Annotated in this window: 14 protein-coding genes and 2 pseudogenes; 11 read left to right on the top strand and 5 right to left on the bottom strand. The window is 68.3% G+C overall.

What is annotated here, in order from left to right; translation table 11 throughout:
* Nucleotides 1–38 precede the first annotated feature (38 nt).
* Nucleotides 39–1,775 carry an MOSC domain-containing protein gene (locus ACZ4N5_RS30250; RefSeq protein WP_467760221.1) on the top strand — a complete coding sequence of 579 codons (1,737 nt, stop codon included), beginning with the start codon at nucleotides 39–41 and terminating at the stop codon, nucleotides 1,773–1,775.
* 82 nt (nucleotides 1,776–1,857) lie between these two features.
* Nucleotides 1,858–2,085: pseudogene (locus ACZ4N5_RS30245) on the top strand (alpha/beta fold hydrolase); the annotation flags it as partial.
* Nucleotides 2,086–2,221: 136 nt separating this feature from the next.
* Here ACZ4N5_RS30245 and ACZ4N5_RS30240 read toward each other — a convergent pair.
* Nucleotides 2,222–2,629 carry a MarR family winged helix-turn-helix transcriptional regulator gene (locus tag ACZ4N5_RS30240; protein ID WP_467760300.1) on the bottom strand — a complete coding sequence of 136 codons (408 nt, stop codon included), beginning with the start codon at nucleotides 2,627–2,629 and terminating at the stop codon, nucleotides 2,222–2,224.
* A 178-nt stretch (nucleotides 2,630–2,807) separates the two neighbouring features.
* Here ACZ4N5_RS30240 and ACZ4N5_RS30235 point away from each other — a divergent pair, with 178 nt between their 5' ends.
* The gene (locus tag ACZ4N5_RS30235) at nucleotides 2,808–4,325 is read left to right on the top strand and encodes an MFS transporter (protein WP_467760220.1); all 1,518 of its coding nucleotides are present in this window, start codon (nucleotides 2,808–2,810) and stop codon (nucleotides 4,323–4,325) included.
* A gap of 47 nt (nucleotides 4,326–4,372) precedes the next feature.
* Entirely contained in the window at nucleotides 4,373–5,170 is a 798-nt protein-coding gene (locus tag ACZ4N5_RS30230) for a maleylpyruvate isomerase family mycothiol-dependent enzyme (RefSeq protein WP_467760219.1), read from the top strand.
* Nucleotides 5,171–5,589: 419 nt separating this feature from the next.
* Here ACZ4N5_RS30230 and ACZ4N5_RS30225 read toward each other — a convergent pair whose 3' ends face one another.
* Nucleotides 5,590–6,444, bottom strand: coding sequence for a helix-turn-helix transcriptional regulator (locus tag ACZ4N5_RS30225; RefSeq protein ID WP_467760218.1), 855 nt, complete (start codon nucleotides 6,442–6,444; stop codon nucleotides 5,590–5,592).
* A gap of 253 nt (nucleotides 6,445–6,697) precedes the next feature.
* Here ACZ4N5_RS30225 and ACZ4N5_RS30220 point away from each other — a divergent pair, with 253 nt between their 5' ends.
* Nucleotides 6,698–7,132, top strand: a complete 435-nt coding sequence (locus tag ACZ4N5_RS30220; RefSeq protein ID WP_467760217.1) for a peptidoglycan-binding domain-containing protein — start codon at nucleotides 6,698–6,700, stop codon at nucleotides 7,130–7,132.
* A 356-nt stretch (nucleotides 7,133–7,488) separates the two neighbouring features.
* Here ACZ4N5_RS30220 and ACZ4N5_RS30215 read toward each other — a convergent pair whose 3' ends face one another.
* Nucleotides 7,489–7,965, bottom strand: a complete 477-nt coding sequence (locus ACZ4N5_RS30215) for a GNAT family N-acetyltransferase (RefSeq protein WP_467760216.1) — start codon at nucleotides 7,963–7,965, stop codon at nucleotides 7,489–7,491.
* Between the two features lie 282 nt (nucleotides 7,966–8,247).
* Nucleotides 8,248–9,360, bottom strand: coding sequence for an ABC transporter substrate-binding protein (locus ACZ4N5_RS30210; RefSeq protein WP_467760215.1), 1,113 nt, complete (start codon nucleotides 9,358–9,360; stop codon nucleotides 8,248–8,250).
* A 535-nt stretch (nucleotides 9,361–9,895) separates the two neighbouring features.
* On the opposite strand from ACZ4N5_RS30210, the gene rph reads away from it, so the two are divergent.
* From rph to ACZ4N5_RS30185, 5 genes and pseudogenes are all read left to right on the top strand, one after another.
* Nucleotides 9,896–12,493 (top strand): rifamycin-inactivating phosphotransferase, encoded by a 2,598-nt coding sequence (gene rph / locus ACZ4N5_RS30205; RefSeq protein WP_467760214.1) that lies wholly within the window; start codon nucleotides 9,896–9,898, stop codon nucleotides 12,491–12,493.
* A gap of 496 nt (nucleotides 12,494–12,989) precedes the next feature.
* On the top strand, nucleotides 12,990–14,252 hold the full coding sequence (locus ACZ4N5_RS30200) for an acyl-CoA thioesterase/BAAT N-terminal domain-containing protein (protein ID WP_467760213.1): 1,263 nt from the start codon (nucleotides 12,990–12,992) through the stop codon (nucleotides 14,250–14,252).
* 166 nt (nucleotides 14,253–14,418) lie between these two features.
* Nucleotides 14,419–14,781, top strand: a complete 363-nt coding sequence (locus ACZ4N5_RS30195) for a YciI family protein (protein ID WP_467760212.1) — start codon at nucleotides 14,419–14,421, stop codon at nucleotides 14,779–14,781.
* The gene (locus ACZ4N5_RS30190) at nucleotides 14,778–16,046 is read left to right on the top strand and encodes an RNA polymerase sigma factor (protein WP_467760211.1); all 1,269 of its coding nucleotides are present in this window, start codon (nucleotides 14,778–14,780) and stop codon (nucleotides 16,044–16,046) included. The genes ACZ4N5_RS30195 and ACZ4N5_RS30190 overlap by 4 nt, the downstream gene beginning before the upstream one ends.
* A gap of 195 nt (nucleotides 16,047–16,241) precedes the next feature.
* Nucleotides 16,242–17,061, top strand: a pseudogene (locus ACZ4N5_RS30185) (MFS transporter); the annotation flags it as partial.
* 159 nt (nucleotides 17,062–17,220) lie between these two features.
* On the opposite strand, the gene ACZ4N5_RS30180 reads toward ACZ4N5_RS30185, so the two are convergent.
* Nucleotides 17,221–17,394, bottom strand: a complete 174-nt coding sequence (locus tag ACZ4N5_RS30180; protein ID WP_467760210.1) for a hypothetical protein — start codon at nucleotides 17,392–17,394, stop codon at nucleotides 17,221–17,223.
* 59 nt (nucleotides 17,395–17,453) lie between these two features.
* On the opposite strand from ACZ4N5_RS30180, the gene ACZ4N5_RS30175 reads away from it, so the two are divergent.
* Entirely contained in the window at nucleotides 17,454–18,740 is a 1,287-nt protein-coding gene (locus ACZ4N5_RS30175) for a HEAT repeat domain-containing protein (protein WP_467760209.1), read from the top strand.
* Nucleotides 18,741–18,902 lie beyond the last annotated feature (162 nt).

The raw sequence follows: 18,902 nt of genomic DNA, 5'->3' as shown, positions 1-18,902 counted from the left end.
CGTGTTCGTAGGAGAGCTACCGAGAGAGGGAGGACCCGGTGCCGTCTTTGCTTTCGGTGAACGTCGGTATGCCGAAGAATGTGCCTTGGCGGGGCCGAACCGTCTTCACCGGTGTGTGGAAGTACCCGGTGCACGGACCGGTGATGGTGCGGCGTCTCAACATCGACGGCGACGGGCAGGGCGACACGGCCGGCCACGGCGGTGAGCAGCGGGCCGTGCTGGTCTACCAGATCGAGTCGTACCAGCACTGGAAGCGGCATTTCGGCCGCGACGACCTCGGGCACGGTCAGTTCGGGGAGAACCTCACCGTCGACGGCCTTCCGGACGACGAGGTGTGCATCGGTGACCGGTACCGCATCGGGGAAGCCGAGTTCGAGGTGACCCAGCCTCGCGTCACCTGCTACCGCGTGGGCATGCGCCTCGGTGAACCCGAGCTGCCCGCTCTGCTGGTCAGCCACCACCGTCCGGGGTTCTACATGCGGATCCTGCGGGAAGGGCACATCCAGGCCGGCGAAGAGATCATCAAGATCGGGTCCGGGCCGGGCACACTGAGTGTGGCCGACACCGACGCACTGCTCTACCTCCCTGACCGGGACCCCGAGAAGCTGCGGCTGGCGGTGACCATCCCTGCTCTGAGCCCCGGCTGGCAGGGCTCGTTCCGTGAATTGCTGGAGGCCGCGGAGGTTCCGGGCGCTGCTGCCGCAGGCGGCGCGGCGTCGGCGTGGGACGGATTCAGAGCGCTGCGCGTGGCTGACGTGATTCCCGAGAACGCAACAGTGTCGTCGATCCACCTCGTGGCCCCGGACGAATCCCGGCTCCCTCCTGCCCGCGCGGGCCAGTACCTGACGCTGCGCGTGCCCGGAGCCGGACAACCTGCCCCGGTGCGCAGCTACTCGCTGTCCTCGGCGCCCGATGGCGGCCGCTATCGGATCAGCGTCAAACACGAACCGCACGGCACGGTCAGCGCGTATCTGACCACGAAGCTGCGGCCCGGTGCGACGCTCGACGCCGCAGCCCCCCGAGGCGACTTCGTCCTCCAGGAGGGCACCGGACCGGTCCTTCTCATCTCCGCCGGCATCGGTCTGACTCCGGTGCTGGCCATGCTGCACGAGCTTGCGGCATCGTCCAGCGCCCGCGAGGTCTGGTGGATCCACGGTGCCCGCAGCCCGCGGGAGCACACACTGGCCGCGGAGGCACACACCCTGCTCTCCGCGCTGCCGCACTCCCGCGAGCGCGTGTTCTACAGCGCCGCCCAGCCCTGCGAGTACAGCCGCGATCAGGCCCGGCCAGGACGCCTCACCAAGGACAACCTGATCGCTCTCGGTGTCCCGGCAGACGCAACCGCGTACGTCTGCGGGCCGGCCTCGTTCATGACCGACATCAAAGACGCGCTCACCGCCGCCGGGGTCGATCCTGGCGCCGTCCACTCCGAGCTCTTCGGTGCGCTTCCCTCCATCACCCCCGGTCTGACCGGACAGAGCGGTCCACGGCCGCACCAACCGCCCGGCCCGCCCGGGACCGGCCCGGTGGTGACCTTCGCCCGCAGCGGCATCTCCACACCGTTCCCGAACGGGCGAAGCAGCCTGCTCGAACTCGCCGAGGCATGCGACGTTCCCGTCCGCTGGAGCTGCCGCACCGGGGTGTGCCACACCTGCATCACACCTCTCCTGTCCGGCGAGATCGCTTACACGTCGCCCCCGCTCGAGGAGCCTCCCGCGGGACAGGCCCTGATCTGCTGTGCCCATCCCGACACCGATGTCGTCCTCGACATGTGAGGACGGCCCGGTCATCACGACACCGGTCCCGCCGCAAGAAGGAACCGATGAGGCATGCACGGCACCGGTCCGTGAGGTCCGCCTTGCCGGCTTCAACGGCAGGCCCATCACCCACCCGTCGCTCTTCCTCGGCGGGACGCTGGACGCCTCCACCGGCTGGATGGCCGAGGCGATCCAGGCATACCCCACCCCCCTGCCCGGTCTGCTCTCCGCGCACATCCTCGACGGCTGCGGCCACCGGATTCAGCAGGAACGCCGCGACGAGGTCAACGAGATCCTGACCGGTCGGCTTGCCTCCCTCACGGCCTGAGCGCGGGTCCGGAGCATCCTCGTACCCAGCACGTCAGCGCCTACTGCAGGCCGGCACAGGCAGGCTGGTGACTCCGGCAATCCTCCAGGCCCATGGGCCGACCCCCACTGCGGCGCGTCCCCGCCCACAGACGATCTCAGGGCCGGACTGCAGCGTCCTGGGAGGTGAAGGCGCGCTCCAGCAGGGCGTACAGGGTGTCCCTCTCCTGCTCGTCGAGTCTGCTCAGGCCCGCCTGGGTGGTGTGCATCTTCCCGCGGATCACGTCGATGACGCGCTCGCCCTCGGCGGTCAGGACGACATTCTTGACGCGGCGATCGGAGGGTCTCGGCTCGCGACGCACCAAGCCGCGCTTCTCCAGCCGGTCGATGATCCCGGTCATGTTGGAGGCGTCGCAGGTCAGCGTGGTGGCCAGCGCACTCATGGAGGCGGGTCCCCGGCGCAACACGTTGAGTGTCTTGCCCTGGCTGGCGGTGAGGTTCTCGCTCGCAGCGGCGACCGTGAAGTCGCCGTAGTAGGCAGCCAGGGACACCGAGAGCAGTTCCATGAGCTGGGCCGGGTCGCTGCGGGGAGTACCAGTCACGCTCGTCAGCCTACGCCAGGAAACTTGACGATCTCAAATATTGATGGCTACGGTCTCGTCATTGCTTGAAGTTCTCAAGCATCGATGTTCTCAAGTAGTTCTCAAGTAGTTCCTTCAGCTCTCGAGGTAGGAAAGAATCTCCGTGTCTCACGAACAGCACACGGTCACCCGACGACCCGCAGGCGACACCGCGGTCGTGCTGGTGCTCGGGCTTGCCGCCATGGTCGTCTCGATGATGCAGACCCTTGTCGTCCCGATCCTGGGGATCATCCAGAACGACCTCGACACCACGACGGCGAACGTGAGCTGGGTGACCACGGCCACGCTCCTGTCGGCCGCCGTCTTCACTCCGCTGCTCGGACGGTTCGGCGACCAGCACGGCAAGAAGCCGACCCTCGTGGGCGTCCTGCTCGTGATGATCGCGGGCTCGGTGCTCGCCGCCACCACGACCTCGCTGACCTGGCTGATCGTCGGCAGGGTGATGCAGGGAGCGGCAACCGCGATCTTTCCGCTCGCCCTCTCGATCCTGCGCGAGGAGATCAGGCCGGAGAAGCTGCACGGCGCCATGGCCCTGGTCAGTGGCACACTCGCGTTCGGCAGCGGGCTGGCACTGGTCGGCGCAGGGCTGCTGACCCGGGGCTCCGACCCCGACTACCACCGGGTCTTCTGGCTCGCCGCCGTGCTCGCGGTGGCAGCGCTGGCGGGCGTGCTGTTCGCGGTCCCCGCCTCCCGCACGAAAACCGGAGGGCGGACGGACTGGCTGGGCGCGGTCGGCCTGGCGGTGCTGCTGGTACTGCTCCTGGTGCCCATCTCGCAAGGGCACGCATGGGGATGGACGTCCGGCCGTACGCTCGGCGCCTTCGCGGGCGCGGTCGTGATGGCAGTCGTGTGGGTCGTCACCGAGCGCCGCGTCAAGGAACCGATGGTGGACATGAAGATGTTCGCCCACCGACCTGTTCTCTTCACCAACCTGGCCGGGCTGCTGCTGGGCTTCGCGATGTTCGCCCAGTTCATCGGCGTCTCCTACCTCGTCCAGGTGCCCAAGGACATCGCCGGCTACGGCTTCGGCGCCTCCGTGCTCCGAGCCTCCGTCATCTACCTGCTGCCGACCACCCTCGTCTCGCTCGTGGGCGCCCAGCTCGGCGGTGTGCTGGTGCGCCGACTCGGCGCGCGCGGCACGCTGGCCGCCGGTGCCTGCTTCGGGGTGCTCGGCTTCACCTGGCTGAGCGCCGCGCACGACACCACTGCCTCGGTGATCGGCTCGGGTATGGTCATCGGTCTGGCGATCAGCTTCGGTTACGCCTCCATGCCCGCACTCATCGTTGCCAGCGTCCCGGCCCACCAGACCGGCATCGCCAACGGCATCAATTCCATCTCCCGCTCCGTCGGCAGCGCCATCGCGAGCGCGGTGATCATCTCGCTGCTGGCGTCCAAGACCATTCCGCTGCCACAGGGGATGCCGGCCCTGCCGCAAGAAGGCCAGTTCACGTTGAGCTTCGTGATCGCGGGAGTGGCGTTCCTGCTGGTTGTGGTCGTTGCCCTGTTCGGAATCAAGGCGGTGCACGCGCCTCGCACGACAGTGCCGACGAAGGTCACGGATTCCGGGACGAGGACGCCGCCCGCCGAAGCGGAAGCAGAAGCACAGGCCGAGCTCGTCTGATCGCCGACCCCAGCATCCCCGTACCGTCCTCGAAAGGCAGCTCATCCATGACGACCTCGGACCACCCCGGCCTCGGCCGCTTCCACGCCCCGGTCGACCACCCCACGGCGGTCGCGGCGGAGACCGCCCGGTTCGTCGCTGCGGTCAAGCACGCCGACCTGGCCACACCTGTGCCCACCTGCCCCGGCTGGACGCTGGCCGACCTGGTCAAGCACACCGGCAGCGTCCAGCGCTGGTTCTCCGCACTCCTGCGGGCGCGCATCCAGGAACCCCCGCGCACGCGCGAAGTGGACCTGCGGCTCCCGGACCAGGAAGACGGATACGCCGAGTGGCTGAACGAAAGTGCGACCGTGGCCGCGGACGCCTTCGCAACCACCGACCCGAACCTGCCGATGTGGGCATGGGGCACCGACCAGCACGCGCGCTTCTGGGCACGCCGGATGCTCTTCGAGACCCTGCTGCACCGGGTCGACGCCGAACTCGCACTCGACCTCGAACCCGCGGTCGACCGAGCGGTCGCGGTCGACGGGATCGATGAGTTTCTCGTCAACCTGCCCCTCGCCACCTCTTTCGCCCCCAAGGTGGCCAACCTGTCCGGCCCCCACAAGACCATCAGCTTCCACACGACCGACGGGGACGACGCCTGGCTCGTCCGCCTGCGGCCCGACGGCTTCGGGCTCGACATGAACCGCCCCACGACGGACACCGCCGACGCGACCGTCCGGGGAACTGCGGCCGACCTGCTCCTGCTCGTCTACGGCCGCCTGCCCCACACCGCAGGGGCCTTCACTCACGAAGGCGACGAGCACCTGCTGGCCCACTGGTTCGCCAACTCCGCGTTCTGAAGCACCGTGCTCCGTCCTGGCGAAGATGCTTTGGTTTCCAAGGAGTCGAGGATGAGGCTGTGTGTCGGTCAAGCCCGAAGCAGTGCAGTAGTGCAGTAGTGCCCATGAACGCCTACGACGGTCCGCTTCTCCTCTGCTGATCGCCGAGCCGGGCGAGGACGCGGGTCCCGGCCGCCGCAGCGTGCCGGGACCCGCGCAGCGGATCCGCGCCGGCTCGGCCACCGCACCCGGGGACCCGCTGGGTAAGCGTCATGAATGGCCGCAGCACTGTTCACCTGCCTTTCGAGATGCCGTGCGGCTGCGACGCCGAGCTGCCGTAGCGGCTGCGCGGTCTGCTGGAGGTCACGCCGCAGGGCCGGATGATCGAACCGGGCAGTGCCGCCCTCGACCTGAGCGGCGCGTTCCCGCACCACTTGTGCTCAGCGGGAGTGCCCGAGCATCGCGCTCGTGACGTGCCCCGGGACGAAGTCCTGCGCATCGCGCAGGGATGCAGCGGAGCGGTAGGCGCTGAAGGCGCTGGGCGTGCGGCCCGTCATCGCTTTGAACACCCGGTCGAAATGCGGCTGATCGTGGTACCCGGCCTGGGCCGCCGCATCCGCCCAGGTGGCACCTGCCTCCTTGCCGCGCAGAGCCGCCTGCAGCCTTATCACCTGCGCCGTCCCTTTCGGAGTCAGCCCGATCTGGTGATGGAAACGGCGCTCGAGGTGACGGCGGCTCCAGCCAGTACGCGCCGCGAGTTCCTCGACCTGGATCCGCCCGCGCGTGCCCTGAATGCGATGCCAGGCCCAGGCCACCTCGGGACTGACGGCGGGACCTGTGTCGAGTGCCTGACGCAGGACGTGGTCGAGCAGGGCGAAACGGCGGCCCCAGTCAGAGGCGTGGGCCAGTCGGGCGGGCAAGTCGGCCCAGGGAGACGGGCGCAGGTTCTCGGGGGGCACGGGTGTCTGGGCCCACTCGGACATGGGCACCCCGAACAACCGGTAGGCGGCGAGCGGAGTGAGCAGGATGGTCACTCCGTGGATGAGGCCGGTGTGCTCGCCGATCGCGGACGTCGTGCGGGCCCCATTGGCGAGGCTGACCCCGCTGGCGTAGCGAGCCGGGTCGACAGAGTCCTGTACGCGCACCGGGTCGCCGAAACCCAGCATCACCTTCACCACGGCGTCGGGGATCAGCAGTCTGCGCCGCGTCCCCACCACATCGAAGCGGAAGCCGCGGTATCCCAGAACTTCATTGCGCAGGTCCAAGGCAGCAGGTTGTAGGAACAGTTCGTGCACGTCCCGATCCCCCCATCGGTCAACGCAGACACGGCAACCCTAGAAGTGCCGGGCGATCCGTGACCCGAGCGTCCCGAAGTTGGCCGACTTCAGGGGACGTTGGCCGATATCCGGCATCTCGGGCTGCAGGTCGCATTCGTACAAGCACTCAACGCCCGCTCCCGACAAGGCTGGCAGCACGGTCGGCCGATGACGGCGACCGAAGGAACGCGACTGAATAGAGGAGACAATGCGTGCTGCATCCAGGGCGCTCGTGAGTGCCACCGCTGTCATCGGGATCGCCGTGGGGAGCCTGACAGGCGCGAGCGCCGCCTTCGCGGCTCCCCAGTCGGCCGCCACAGCCGCGGCGAGCGGCCAGAGTGTCACCATTCTGGCCGTCAACAATCTCGGCCTCACCACCTCCGAAGCCAAGAGCGTGCAGTGCTACGTTCGCGACGCCGGATTCAGCCCCGGCGCGATCGACGGGCAACTCGGCTCCAGCAGCTGGAAAGCCTGGCAAAGGTTCCTCAACGATCGCGGATTCAACGCCGGAACCGTTGACGGTGACGTCGGCCCCAACACCATCCGCGGCCTCCAGCGCTTCCTCACCTACCTCGGCTATGACACCGGCGGCATCGACGGCGTCGCCGGAACCAAGACCAGGGCCGCCTGGAAGGCGTTTTCCCACCTCGGCGGAGGCTGGTGCTGACCACCTGTCGCGGCGTACGACGCCGAACCGACGTATGTCTACGCGGTTCTGCATCGCGTAGGAGTTCTTGAGAGCCCGTTCTCCTGCTGCCAGTCAGGGGTCCCATCCGTAGCCCGGTCCCGCAATGCTCCGGCGGGGCTGGGCTACCTGCTTCGCCACCAGTGTCCGAAGGACGCCTGCCGAGGGGTCGGATCCTGCCGGTTGAACGCTGCGTCGTGGATCTCAGGATGTGCTGGTGACCACACCGTTGTTGGACCGTGGTTGACCGTTGTTGGACCGTGGTTGCGAATCACCGTGGATCCCGACCACCACCTGGAGTCGAGCACGGCACCCGGATTGGTTGGGTGGGCGTGGGGTCAGTCGGCCAAGGTGAGGAGCACTTCGTCGATTTCTTCGCCTCGTGCGTTCGCGAAGCCCCGATCACTGCCGGTGACCGCGAATCCGCACTTCTTCAGGACCTGGATCGAAGCGAGGTTGTCCGCCGCCGCGCGGGCGTACAACGGACGCTCCGTCGCGACGACGAGGAGTTCCCGCAGCGCGGCGGTGGCTACTCCTCGCCCCCAGTACTGCCGCCCGATCCAGTACGTGACCTCACGTTCCTCGGGCGGTCCGAACACGGCAGCATTCCCGAGCACCTCATCGCCGTCGCCAACGACGGTGCGTGCGATGATCGTTGAGTCTTGGCGGATCCGTGCCCAGTGGGCCTCGAAATACGCACTGTCTGATGGGTCCTTGGGAGTGAACGCCGCCATCCGGAGCCCTTCGCGATCGTTCACCTGAGCGAAGAAGATGGGCAGGTCGGTGTCTCTCACGTCTCGCAGCACTACCTGCATCAGAGCCTCCGGCTGGTGATCATGAGCGGTATGCAATGTCAATCACCGGCGGTGCCCTGGCTGCCAGGCGTACCGCGACATCTGCGCCCGCGCTCGTAGGATTGATTGCGCCCTCCTCTCTACACCAGGCCAGCCCCCCTCGTCACCAAATTCGTTCCAGCGGGCCGCTGCCTGCGCGGGCCGGCCGAAATGCAGCGCGGGACGCTGCGCGGCTTCGTCTCTCACTGCATGCGGGCGGAGGTCCCCGGGTGCCGGCCGACCCGTTCGGGCCTCCGTGCTCTCTCAGCCGGCGTGAAGGATCCGAAAGCGATCGGGGTCCGCCGGATCTCGATCAACGACCTGGACTGGCGTCCAGGCCCATTGCCAGACGCTGATGCCTGGCATGCGGGAGAACTGGATCTGCCCGCGGGTGCCTTCGACTGCAACGTGCGGCCAAGATGCGGCGGTGCGCCCCCGGTCCGCGCCGTGAGAACGCAGCACATCGGCGAGCACGGTGACCGTGTCGTACCCCTCGAAGGCGACGAAGGAGGGCGCTTCGGCCAGCCGCTGGCGGAGCGCTGTCTCAACTCGTACCCCGAGTGGGTTCAGGCGCTCGGGCAGGTAGCGCAGGAACGGGATCCCGGCACCGTCCTTGCCCAGCAACCTCGCCCATTCGGCGAACTCCGGTTGCCCGGCCGGAGCGCCCATCATGATCTCGGCGAGGCGCCGGTCGCGGCGTAGGGACTTGACGATCGACACCGCCGGCTCCGGGTGGCCGACGAGAAGAAGGAGGGCGGTCGCACGACTGTCGACGAGTTCGTCGCACACGGCCGTGGGGGAGAGCGCGCGCACGTCGAGTTCGATGACCGTGCCGCCGCGTGGAGCGAGATGGTCCCGCAGAATGCGTGCCCCGGATGCCCAGTAGACGCTCGGCTCGACTGCTATGGCGATTCGAGTGTGGCCCGCGCCGAGGAGGAAGTCCGCGTAGATCTGCCAGCCGTGGGACTGCGCCGGGGCGAGGCGGGCGACCCATTCCGTCGGCTGATCGGTGAGCGCGTCGAGAACCGCTGACGAGCAGAGGAACGGGAGGCCAAGGGCGTCGGCCCTGGCGGCAGCGGCGCGAGCGACCACGCTGTGGTACTCCCCTGCCAAGGCAACCACGCCCAGGCGAGCCAGCTCATCCACGGCCGCCGCGGCCCTCTGTGGATCAGCCGCGGTGTCTCGAACCACCAGCTCGAGTGGCCTTCCCGCGATCCCGCCGGCGTCATTGACTTCGCGAGCAGCCAGCTCGAGTCCAGCGAGCAGGTGTCGGCCGGCCTCGACCCAGCCAGGCCGAGTCAGTGGAACGAGAGCGCCGATCTGGACGGATGATCCGTCAGTCCGCTCCACTCCAGGCGGCGATGGTGGCGCGTTCACGTGGTGGCGTCTCCCGTGGGAAAGAATTCTGGTTCCGCGGCCGCATCCGTAAGCCGATGGGACATCCGACTGAGCCAACGGCGCGTACCCGTACGCGACGCGCCGCCGCTTCGCGAGAAGCTTGTCGAGTCCAATGGACGGCAAAAGACAAAGGCAAGGAGAGCTCTCTCCTTGCCACTCTCAACGTATAGCGCGCCGGGGGGCTTGCCGCAAGCCCCGGGTCACGGCGCAGAATCGTCGACCGATGCCACAACCTGCGGAAATGAGGGCACGACGTGCGTGTATCGCTGTCGACGCATGGGGGACGTGGTGACGTCGGACCATGGGTGGGAGCGGCAGTGCGGTTGCGGGTGCTCGGCGCAAAGGTGCGGGGGTGCGCGTCGCCCGACTGGGCGGCGCGGCCGGCCGAGTGGGCGGAGGGAAGGCAAGCAGGGATGAGGACGTGCTCGACAAGAGGTTCGGCAGAGTTGGAGGCGCCGGTGATTCGATCGGGCACCGCAGCGCAACGGAGCACGGCTGCCTCGGAGGTATCGCGATGACCGAGCAGTACGTGGTGGATCTTCACGAGGTTGACGAGACGCAGGTCGCGGTCGTTGGCGGCAAGGGCGCGCACCTGGGCGGGCTGTCGCGGATCGAAGGCATTCGCGTGCCAGGTGGCTTCTGCGTGACGACGGACGCCTTCCGGCGGATCATGGCGGAAGCGCCGTCGATCGACGATCGGCTCGATCAGTTGGCGCGCTTGAACCCGGACGACCGGGAGGCGATCGGCACGCTCAGCGCGCAGATTCGTCGGACCATCGAGGGGATTGCCATTCCGGGCGATCTCGCCGCGGCGATCACCCGCGCGCTCGCCCGGCTCGGCGAGCAAGCCGCCTACGCCGTCCGATCCAGCGCGACGGCAGAGGACCTGCCGACGGCCTCCTTCGCCGGCCAGCAGGACACGTATCTGAACGTCGTGGGGCCGACGGCGGTCCTCCAGCACGTCAGCCGATGCTGGGCCTCGCTGTTCACCGAGCGGGCCGTGACCTACCGTCAGCGGAACGGCATCGACCACCGCACGGTCCGCATGGCCGTCGTCGTGCAGCGGATGGTCTTCCCGCAGGCGGCCGGCATCCTGTTCACGGCAGACCCCGTCACGGGCAACCGGAAGGTCGCCACCGTGGACGCCGGCTTCGGCCTCGGCGAGGCCCTGGTCTCCGGCCTGGTGAACCCGGACGTCTTCAAGGTGCGGCACGGCGAAGTCGTCGCCAAGGCGATCGCCGCCAAACAGCGTGCCGTGCACGCCCTGCCGGCCGGCGGTACGCAGGAAGTGGCGATCGACTCGCAGCGGCAGGAGCAGCCGGCGCTGACGGATACGCAGGTCGTACGGCTCGTGCAGCTCGGGCGGCGGATCGAAGCGCACTTCGGCCGTCCGCAGGACATCGAATGGTGCCTGGACGATGATGACTTCCAGATCGTTCAGAGTCGGCCGATCACGACGCTGTTCCCCATCCCCGAGACCGACGACCAGGAGAACCACGTCTACGTCTCCGTCGGTCATCAGCAGATGATGACCGACCCCATGAAGCCGCTGGGGTTCTCCATGTGGCAGCTGACAGCCATGGTGCCGATGCACGAGGCCGGCGGGAGACTGTTCGTCGACGTCACCCGTCGTCTGGCCTCCCCCGCGAGCCGCGCCGCCCTCCTGGACGTCATGGGGAAGGGCGATCCGTTGGTCAGGGACGCTCTGGAAACCGTCCTCGACCACGACGATTTCGTCCCGCCGCTCCCCGACGCAGGTCCCGGCGGGCCGCCGGACGGCCGTGCCTCCGCCTCGATCGAGACCGATCCGGCCATCGTCACCGAACTGATCGAGCGTAGTCAGGCGTCCATCGCCGCCCTGGAGCGAGACATCCGGACGAAGACCGGACCGGCGCTGTTCGACTTCCTGCTGGAGGCCTTCCAGGAGCACAAGCGAGTCCTCATTGATCCGCTGAACATGCAGGCGATCATGGCGGGGATGGAGGCCACGTGGTGGCTCAACGACAAGCTGCAGGAGTGGCTGGGCGAGAAGAACGCGGCCGACACGCTCACGCTGTCCGCCCCCGACAACGTCACGTCGGAGATGGGACTGGCACTGCTCGACGTCGCGGACGTGATCCGCCCGCACGCGGAGGTGGTGGCGTTCCTGCAGGGCGTCGAGGACGAGGGCTTCCTCGACGAGTTGCCGAAACTCGCCGGGGGGACCGAGGCGCGCGACGCCATCGAGGGCTACCTCGACCTGTACGGCATGCGCTGCGTCGGCGAGATCGACATCACGAGGCCGCGTTGGCGCGAGCGCCCCACCACGCTCGTGCCCGTGATCCTCGACAACGTCAGGAACTTCGAACCGGGCGCCGCCGAACGGCGCTTCGAGCAAGGGCTGCAGAAGGCGCAGAAGACGGAACAGGACGTGCTGTCACGCCTGCGGGCCCTGCCGGACGGGGACCAGATGGCCGACGAGGCCAAGCGGATGATCGACCGGGTCCGCACCTTCATCGGGTACCGGGAGTACCCGAAGTACGGCATCATCTGGCGCTACTTCGTCTACAAGCAGGCCCTGCTGGAGGAGGCCGAGCGTCTCGTGCAGGCCAACGTGCTTCCTGAGAAGGAGGACATCTTCTACCTCACGTTCCAGGAACTCCACGCCGCCGTGCGCTCGAACCAGGTGGATGACCACCTCATCCAGCGGCGCAAGGACGCGTTCCGGTCGTACCACGCGCTCACACCGCCTCGGGTGCTCACATCGGATGGTGAGGCCGTCACCGGTGCGTACCGGCGCGACGACGTGCCGGCCGGCGCCCTGATCGGCCTGGCGGTCTCCGCCGGGACCGTCGAGGGAAGGGCCCGCGTCATCCTTGACATGGCGGAGGCCGATCTCGAAGCGGGCGACATCCTGGTCACGACCTTCACGGACCCCAGCTGGTCGCCGCTATTCGTCGGAATCGCGGGCCTGGTGACGGAGGTGGGCGGCCTGATGACCCATGGCGCAGTGATCGCCCGGGAGTACGGCTTGCCGGCCGTCGTGGGCGTGGAGCAGGCCACCCGGCTGATCCGGGACGGGCAGCGGATCCGCGTGCACGGAACCGACGGGTTCGTCGAGATCCTGTCTTGACCGACCGGGCCGAGAAACCCCACCGCAGCCTCCGACCAAACGACGCTGCTCGAAGGGGAACGAGTCGTGCGGGAGCTGAACCACAGCGACTACCAAGCGCCACGACTACCCGCTCGCTCTGGGCAGGTTGGGCGCCGCCTCGGCCGGCGGCGGATGCAGGGATCGATGACCCATGCGGTCGCCGACATCGCGGTGGCTGACATCACGCACTCGTGTCCGGGGAGCATTTGCAAGGAATTGCATGGCTCTCGGAACGGGTCCCATGCCTGGCTTCTCGCAGGAGCCAGTCCAGGAATTGGACCAAATGCACTGTTCAGAAGACCAGTTGCGAGAGGACCTCCCCTCGGTTCGCTATCACCGTGTTCCGGCCGCGGCACGACTCTGGCACGTCTACGGTCGATGTGGTTGAGTAATTTTTCTGAAACTTTCAACGGGGCGAGGCGAGTTGGATCGCGTCAGCCTTCGCAAGCCGGCGGACGCGGCAAGGGGCGGACTCTTGAGGGATCGGATACCGGGCTGGGCCTGTGTCATGGCGGTGCTCGCCCTCGTCGGCGCAGGCACTGCCGGATGCACGGCTCCCGGTAGCCACGCATTACTCAAGGTGGGCGCTCCGGCGGCGTTGACGGACGAACCGGTGCACGCCCGGATCAGTGGCCTGTCGCCCGGCGAGGAGGTCACGGTCACCTCACGGACGGTGGACCGTCAGGGTGTTCCGTGGCGCGGACGGGCCACTTTCCGGGCGGACGCCCGCGGTTCGGTCGACCTGGACACGGCTCGTCCGGTTTCCGGCACCTACCAACTTCGGGACGGCATGGGCCTGTTCTGGTCGATGGCCCCGGCGACGGGAGATCCCGAGGCCGCTTCCTTCGTTCCGCCTTCCTCGCACCAGCAGGCCTACCACGTGACCCTCACCGTCACGGCGCACGGACATCGGGTCGCCTCCCGTACGGTGACCCGCGCATGGTTCGGAACCGGTGTAACCAAAAGGAACCTCACCGTGGCGGCCGACAAGATCGCCGGGACCCTGTATCAGCCGGCCCCTGGCACGCCGCGGCACCCGGCGGTGCTCGTCTTCGGTGGTTCAGAGGGGGGAAACAGCACGACGCATGCTGCGGCCCTGCTCGCCTCGCACGGCTACCCGGCCCTGTCGCTCGGCTACTTCAACCTCCCCGGCCTCCCCCGAGCCTTGGAGAACATCCCCCTGGAGTACTTCGCCACCGCCGCCCGGCTGCTGGCCACACAACCGGGGGTCGACCCACGCCACATCCTGGCCATGGGCTACTCGCGCGGCAGTGAGGCTGCCCTGCTCCTCGCCGACAACTACCCCGACCTCATCCACGGTGCCGTCGTCTACTCCCCCTCAGCACAGGTACACAGCGGATTTCCGGACTACGGCACCTATGCCTGGACAAGGAACGGCAAGCCCGTCGCCGAAGAGCTCATCCCACTCGGCCACGTCAGCGGCCCCGTCATCGCCATAGCAGGTGCCGACGACAGGCTCTGGACCTCGCCTCGATGGGCCCGGCAGATCGTCCGGGAACTCGACGCCACCCACAACCGGTATCCGCACCAGGCACTGATCTACCCGAACTCCGGGCACGGCGTCGGCATCTTCCCCTACCTCCCTGCCGGGACCCATCTGATTCAACCCGTGACCCGTCGGGAGACCGACCTCGGCGGCACCCGCGCGGGCGATGCCGCCGCTCGAGAGGCAGGCTGGCCCAAAGTCCTCACACTCCTGACCTCACTCGGCTCTTGAAGATCTGACCCGGTCGGCAAGCCTCACCGGTCCGCCGCGTCAGCTCGGGGGATCGTCACGTTGCGGGGTATCGGCCGAATGAGTTTCGAGGAGGACTGTCGATTCCGGTCCGGCCGTTCGACATAGGGGCGTAAGGCAACAGCAACCGCAAGGAGGGACAGCCACCATGGCTCAGTACGCGATCCTGATCTACGCGAAGGCCCACGTCGACGAGGCCGAGGTAATTCCCGGGGCTCGGGAGGCCCATGACCGCCACTTCGAGGACATGGTGGAGTCCGGGGCCCTGGTCGCGGCGTTCGCGCTGCGGTCCGCCGCCGACACGGCGACTTCGATCCACGGCGACGTGGTGACGGACGGCCCGTTCGTCGATGCCAAGGAGGTCATCGCCGGCTTCGCCATCATCGAGGCGCCCGACCTGGACGCCGCCCTGAAGATCGCCCGTGCCAATCCCGCCACCCAGCAGGGCGGCGGTGTCGAAGTGCGGCCCGTAGAGGGCGGCTTCATCGCGAATGGATCCGCTACGGCATGACGCCCATGGCAGACGTCGAATCGGCGGTCGCGGACGCGCACCGTCGCGGGTGCGCCCTGGTGCTCGCCGCGACGGTGCGCGTCGCACGCGACCTGGACCTGGCCGAGGAGTGCGTGCAGGAGGCGTACGCAGCCGCCCTGGCGAGCTGGGCCCGCGACGGGATCCCGAACAAACCGGTGGCCTGGCTCACCACCGCGGCCAAGCGCCGCGCGATGGACGCGGTGCGACGCGAGCAGACGCTCCGCTCGAAACTCCCGCTGCTGGTACAGCCCGAGGAGACGGAGCTCGAGGTGGCGATCGACGAACCGTCCGCCGTCGAGCCTGAACACGTGGTACCGGACGAGCGATTGCGGCTGATCTTCATGTGCTGCCATCCGGCGTTGGCGCAGGAGGCGCAGTTGGCACTCACGTTGCGACTGGTGTGCGGTGTGGCGACCACTGATATCGCACGGGCGCTTCTGGTTTCGGAGCCGACGATGGCCGCCCGGATGACCCGGGCGAAGAAGAAGATCTCGGCCGCGCGGATCCCCTTCCGGCTCCCGGGAACGGGTGAACTGCCGGATCGACTGCGCGCGGTTCTGGGCGTGATCCATCTGCTGTTCACTGCCGGGCACACCGCGCCGTCCGGCGCGTCGCTGGTGCGTACGGACCTGGTGGACCAATCGCTGCGGCTGACCCGGATGCTGCGTGAGCTGATGCCCGACGAACGGGAGGCGCGGGGGCTGCTCGCCCTGCTGCTGGTCACCGACGCCCGGCGCGCCACCCGGGTCGACGCCGACGGTCGTCTGCTGCGGCTGGAGGACCAGGATCGATCGCTCTGGGACCGCTCAGCGATGGCCGAGGCGCACGGCCTGATCGTGGACGGGCTGCGCGGCGGGCGACCGGGCCGCTATGTCCTGCAGGCTGCCATCGCCTCGGTCTACGCCGAGGCGTCGTCCTACGACCGTACGGACTGGCCTCAGATCGTGACCCTGTACGACGAGTTGCTGTCGGTGTGGCCCTCACCGGTGGTGGCGTTGAACCGCACGGTGGCGGTGTCGATGGTCTCGGGTCCGGCGCAGGCGCTGGCGGATGTTGCGGAGTTGGAGAAGGACGGCCGGCTTGCGAAATACCAATACCTACCGGCGATCAAGGCGGACCTGCTGCGTCGGCTGGGCCGCTCGGAGGAGGCGTCGATCGCCTACCGCCAGGCGCTGGAGTTGACCGAGAACGACGCCGAGCGCGCGTTCCTGGCCGAGCGCCTCGCCGGTCCGCGTCAGGCATAGGTGTCGGTGCCTATCGGGCACAAATACCGGGCTCGCGCCCGCCAGTGCGAGAGGACACGGCCTGCGGGTGATCGACAGCGCAGCGGCGGCTTGCTGGAACCGGCCGACGTCCGCAGCGGCGACAAGGGTGCGTCGGCTTCGTGGTCCACGCACATGACCGTTCTCAGGACAGCAAAGGGTTGCAGCTCGCTGCCGGGACCACCACTGGGCGGGGCGGCGATCGGCTTGTTCGGGCCAGTCATCACCCTGGTGGCCGACGCGCTCAGCCACCTGTTCTCCGCGCTGGGCATCACCGCGATTCGCGGCCGAGAAGGAGCGCCGGGAACCATCGGCAAAAGCCGCGTCCGGGCGGGCGCATTGCTCGACGGCTGGCGCCACATCCTGGGCGATCCCGGTTTGCGGGCGCTCTACCTCAACAACATGCTCGTCGCCGGTCTGATCATGGCGACCGAGCCGCTGCTGGCCGTGCTCCTGCTTCGCCAGCTCGGATTCCCGCCCTGGCAGCCTCGCCTTCGCCGCCCCCTGTTTCGGCGGACTCATCGGCTCCAGGCTGGCCCGCCGCGTCGTGGCCCGCTACGGCCGGCACGGGGTCTTCCGGACTGTCGGCACTCTGCGCGCCATCTGGCTGATCGGCCTGGCCTTCGTCCGTCCCGGCGTCATCGGCCTCGTCACGGTGACAGCTGTCGAGCTGGCCACCATCATCAACATGAGCCTGTACACCCCGGTGCTCGCCACCTACCGGCTCGAGCACACCCCCAACCATCTCGTCGCCCGCACCCTGTCGGCCTGGTCGATCGGCCAGCAGGCGTCCATCGCCATCTTCACGGCGCTCGGCGGACTGCTCGCCGACGTCACCAGCCCACGTACCGCTCTCACGGTCGCGGGACTGCTCATCCTCACCAGCCCGCTGCTGCTGCCCCGCCGGCGTCCCATCCCCGTAGAGGACCGTGAACCGGCCGCATCCGCCTCAGGGCCGCAGCAACCGATCCCAGGCACTACGCCGGCACAGTCATGAACCTTCTCCAGGCCGATCACAGCAACACTCGCGTCGCGACGTAGACAGGAAACATCATCACGGGCGGAGACCAACGCCGTGGTGAGCCCTCGCAGACGGGACAGTTGCTGGCCGGGCCCCGTAGGCGCCGGCCCGGCTGACCGTGTGCAGGGTCGCGAGCTAGAAGATGCGGGCGCGTGTCTGCCGCGGGAGGTTCTCGTAGATCTCGCGCAGCCACGGGCTGCGGACGGCCGACAGCCGGACGAGGGCGTGCTCGAAAGCTTGCGGGTCGAACCGGAAGAGGTGCTGGGGCCGCAGCGCGGGCGGGTCGTCGCGCAGGACTCCGTCGGGCATGGCGCCCGACGCGGGGTGGGGCAGGACTCACTGTCAGTGGGGTGTGCGACAGTCAGGCGGTGATCAACGTTGAGGGCGGCCTCCTCGAAGGCCTGCACGAGGTGGACTGGGCCGAGCTCGGCCACGCGTACGGTAGGGCGCAGGACGTCCCCGGCCAACTCACCGCGTTGTGCGGGCAGGACGAGGCCGCTCGCGAGAACGCCTTGACGTCGTTGTTCGGCAACATCTTTCACCAGGGCACCCGATACTCCGCGTCACCGTACGCGGTGCCCTTCCTGGCCCGGATCGCCCTGGCCGGCCCCCACCCGGTCCGGGACGGGGTACTGCGGCTGCTGACCAGACTCGCGGTGGACTGGCACGACGAATACGACCTTCCCCGCGGCATCCAGATCAACGCCTGGCGCGCGGCGGCGGCTGAATTGAGCATGGACGAGGCACTGGCCTGGTACGACAAGCAGATAGCGGCCGAACCGGACGAGGAGAAGCGCGGCAGAATCAGGGAGACACGTGCGGAGTGGGCCGCCGAGCGGGTGATGGACTCTCGGGCGAGCGCCCTGCTCTCCTACGACGCGGTACGGGCCGAACTCCCCGGCCTGCTCCCGCTCCTCGACGATCCCGACCCCGCCATCCGGACCAGGACCGTCTACCTCGCGGCCTGGTTCCCCGAAGAGGCGCCCGTCATACTGCCCCGTCTGCTCGACCGCCTGCGGGTCGAGGACTCCGTTACGGTAATGGCCACCGCCCTGGTGGCGACCGGCCTGCTCGGCGACCTGACTCTCGTGTCCCGGCTCAGCCCTCACCTGGACGCCACGGAGCCCTTGATCCGCTGGGCGGCGGCGACCGCGCTGGCCCGGATCGGCAACGCCGAGGACGCCACGGGGCTCGGCACCGATCTGACTGGGCGAGTGATCGCCGAACTCGCCGCGGCGGCGGCCGAACCCCCGAAGCAGGACATCGACTACAACGAAGGCGACATCCCCGGTTACATCAGTCGCTCTCTTCTGTCGCTCGCCGACCACGACCGGGAGACCGTGCTTCGGGGCGTGGCTGACTGTCTGACAGCGATGCCCGGCAACCACACTGGCTCGACGGCGAGGTCCACCCTGACCTTGGCTTTCGCCCAGCCCTTCCACGACGGCCTGCCCGATTTCGCAGAACTCACCGAGTCACAACAACGTCTCCTCCAGGCATTGGTGAAGGCCGAACCCTGGGGCGCGTACGGGAAGAAGTTCGAAGAGCTCCTCAAGAACCGGCACCTGCCCGACACCCGGGCGGCCCTGCGCGCTTACATCGGCCTTCCGGACGACGGCCACGACGACACGACCGGATACATCATCTGGGGTTGAGCGTTGACGAGGCGTCCGCGTCATGGCTAAGGCCGGTGATGGCCAGCATGACATGAAGGGACTGGATGCCCCGCCGCTCCCCTGCCCGACCCGGGCCGACTGCCGCCCTGGTGGACGAATGTCGCGCCCACCGGCGCACCCGACGCGGACTGCCCCGGCGCG

The sequence above is a fragment of the Streptomyces sp. NPDC026500 genome (genome assembly GCF_055567635.1).
This window is presented reverse-complemented; position numbering and strand designations above follow the sequence as displayed.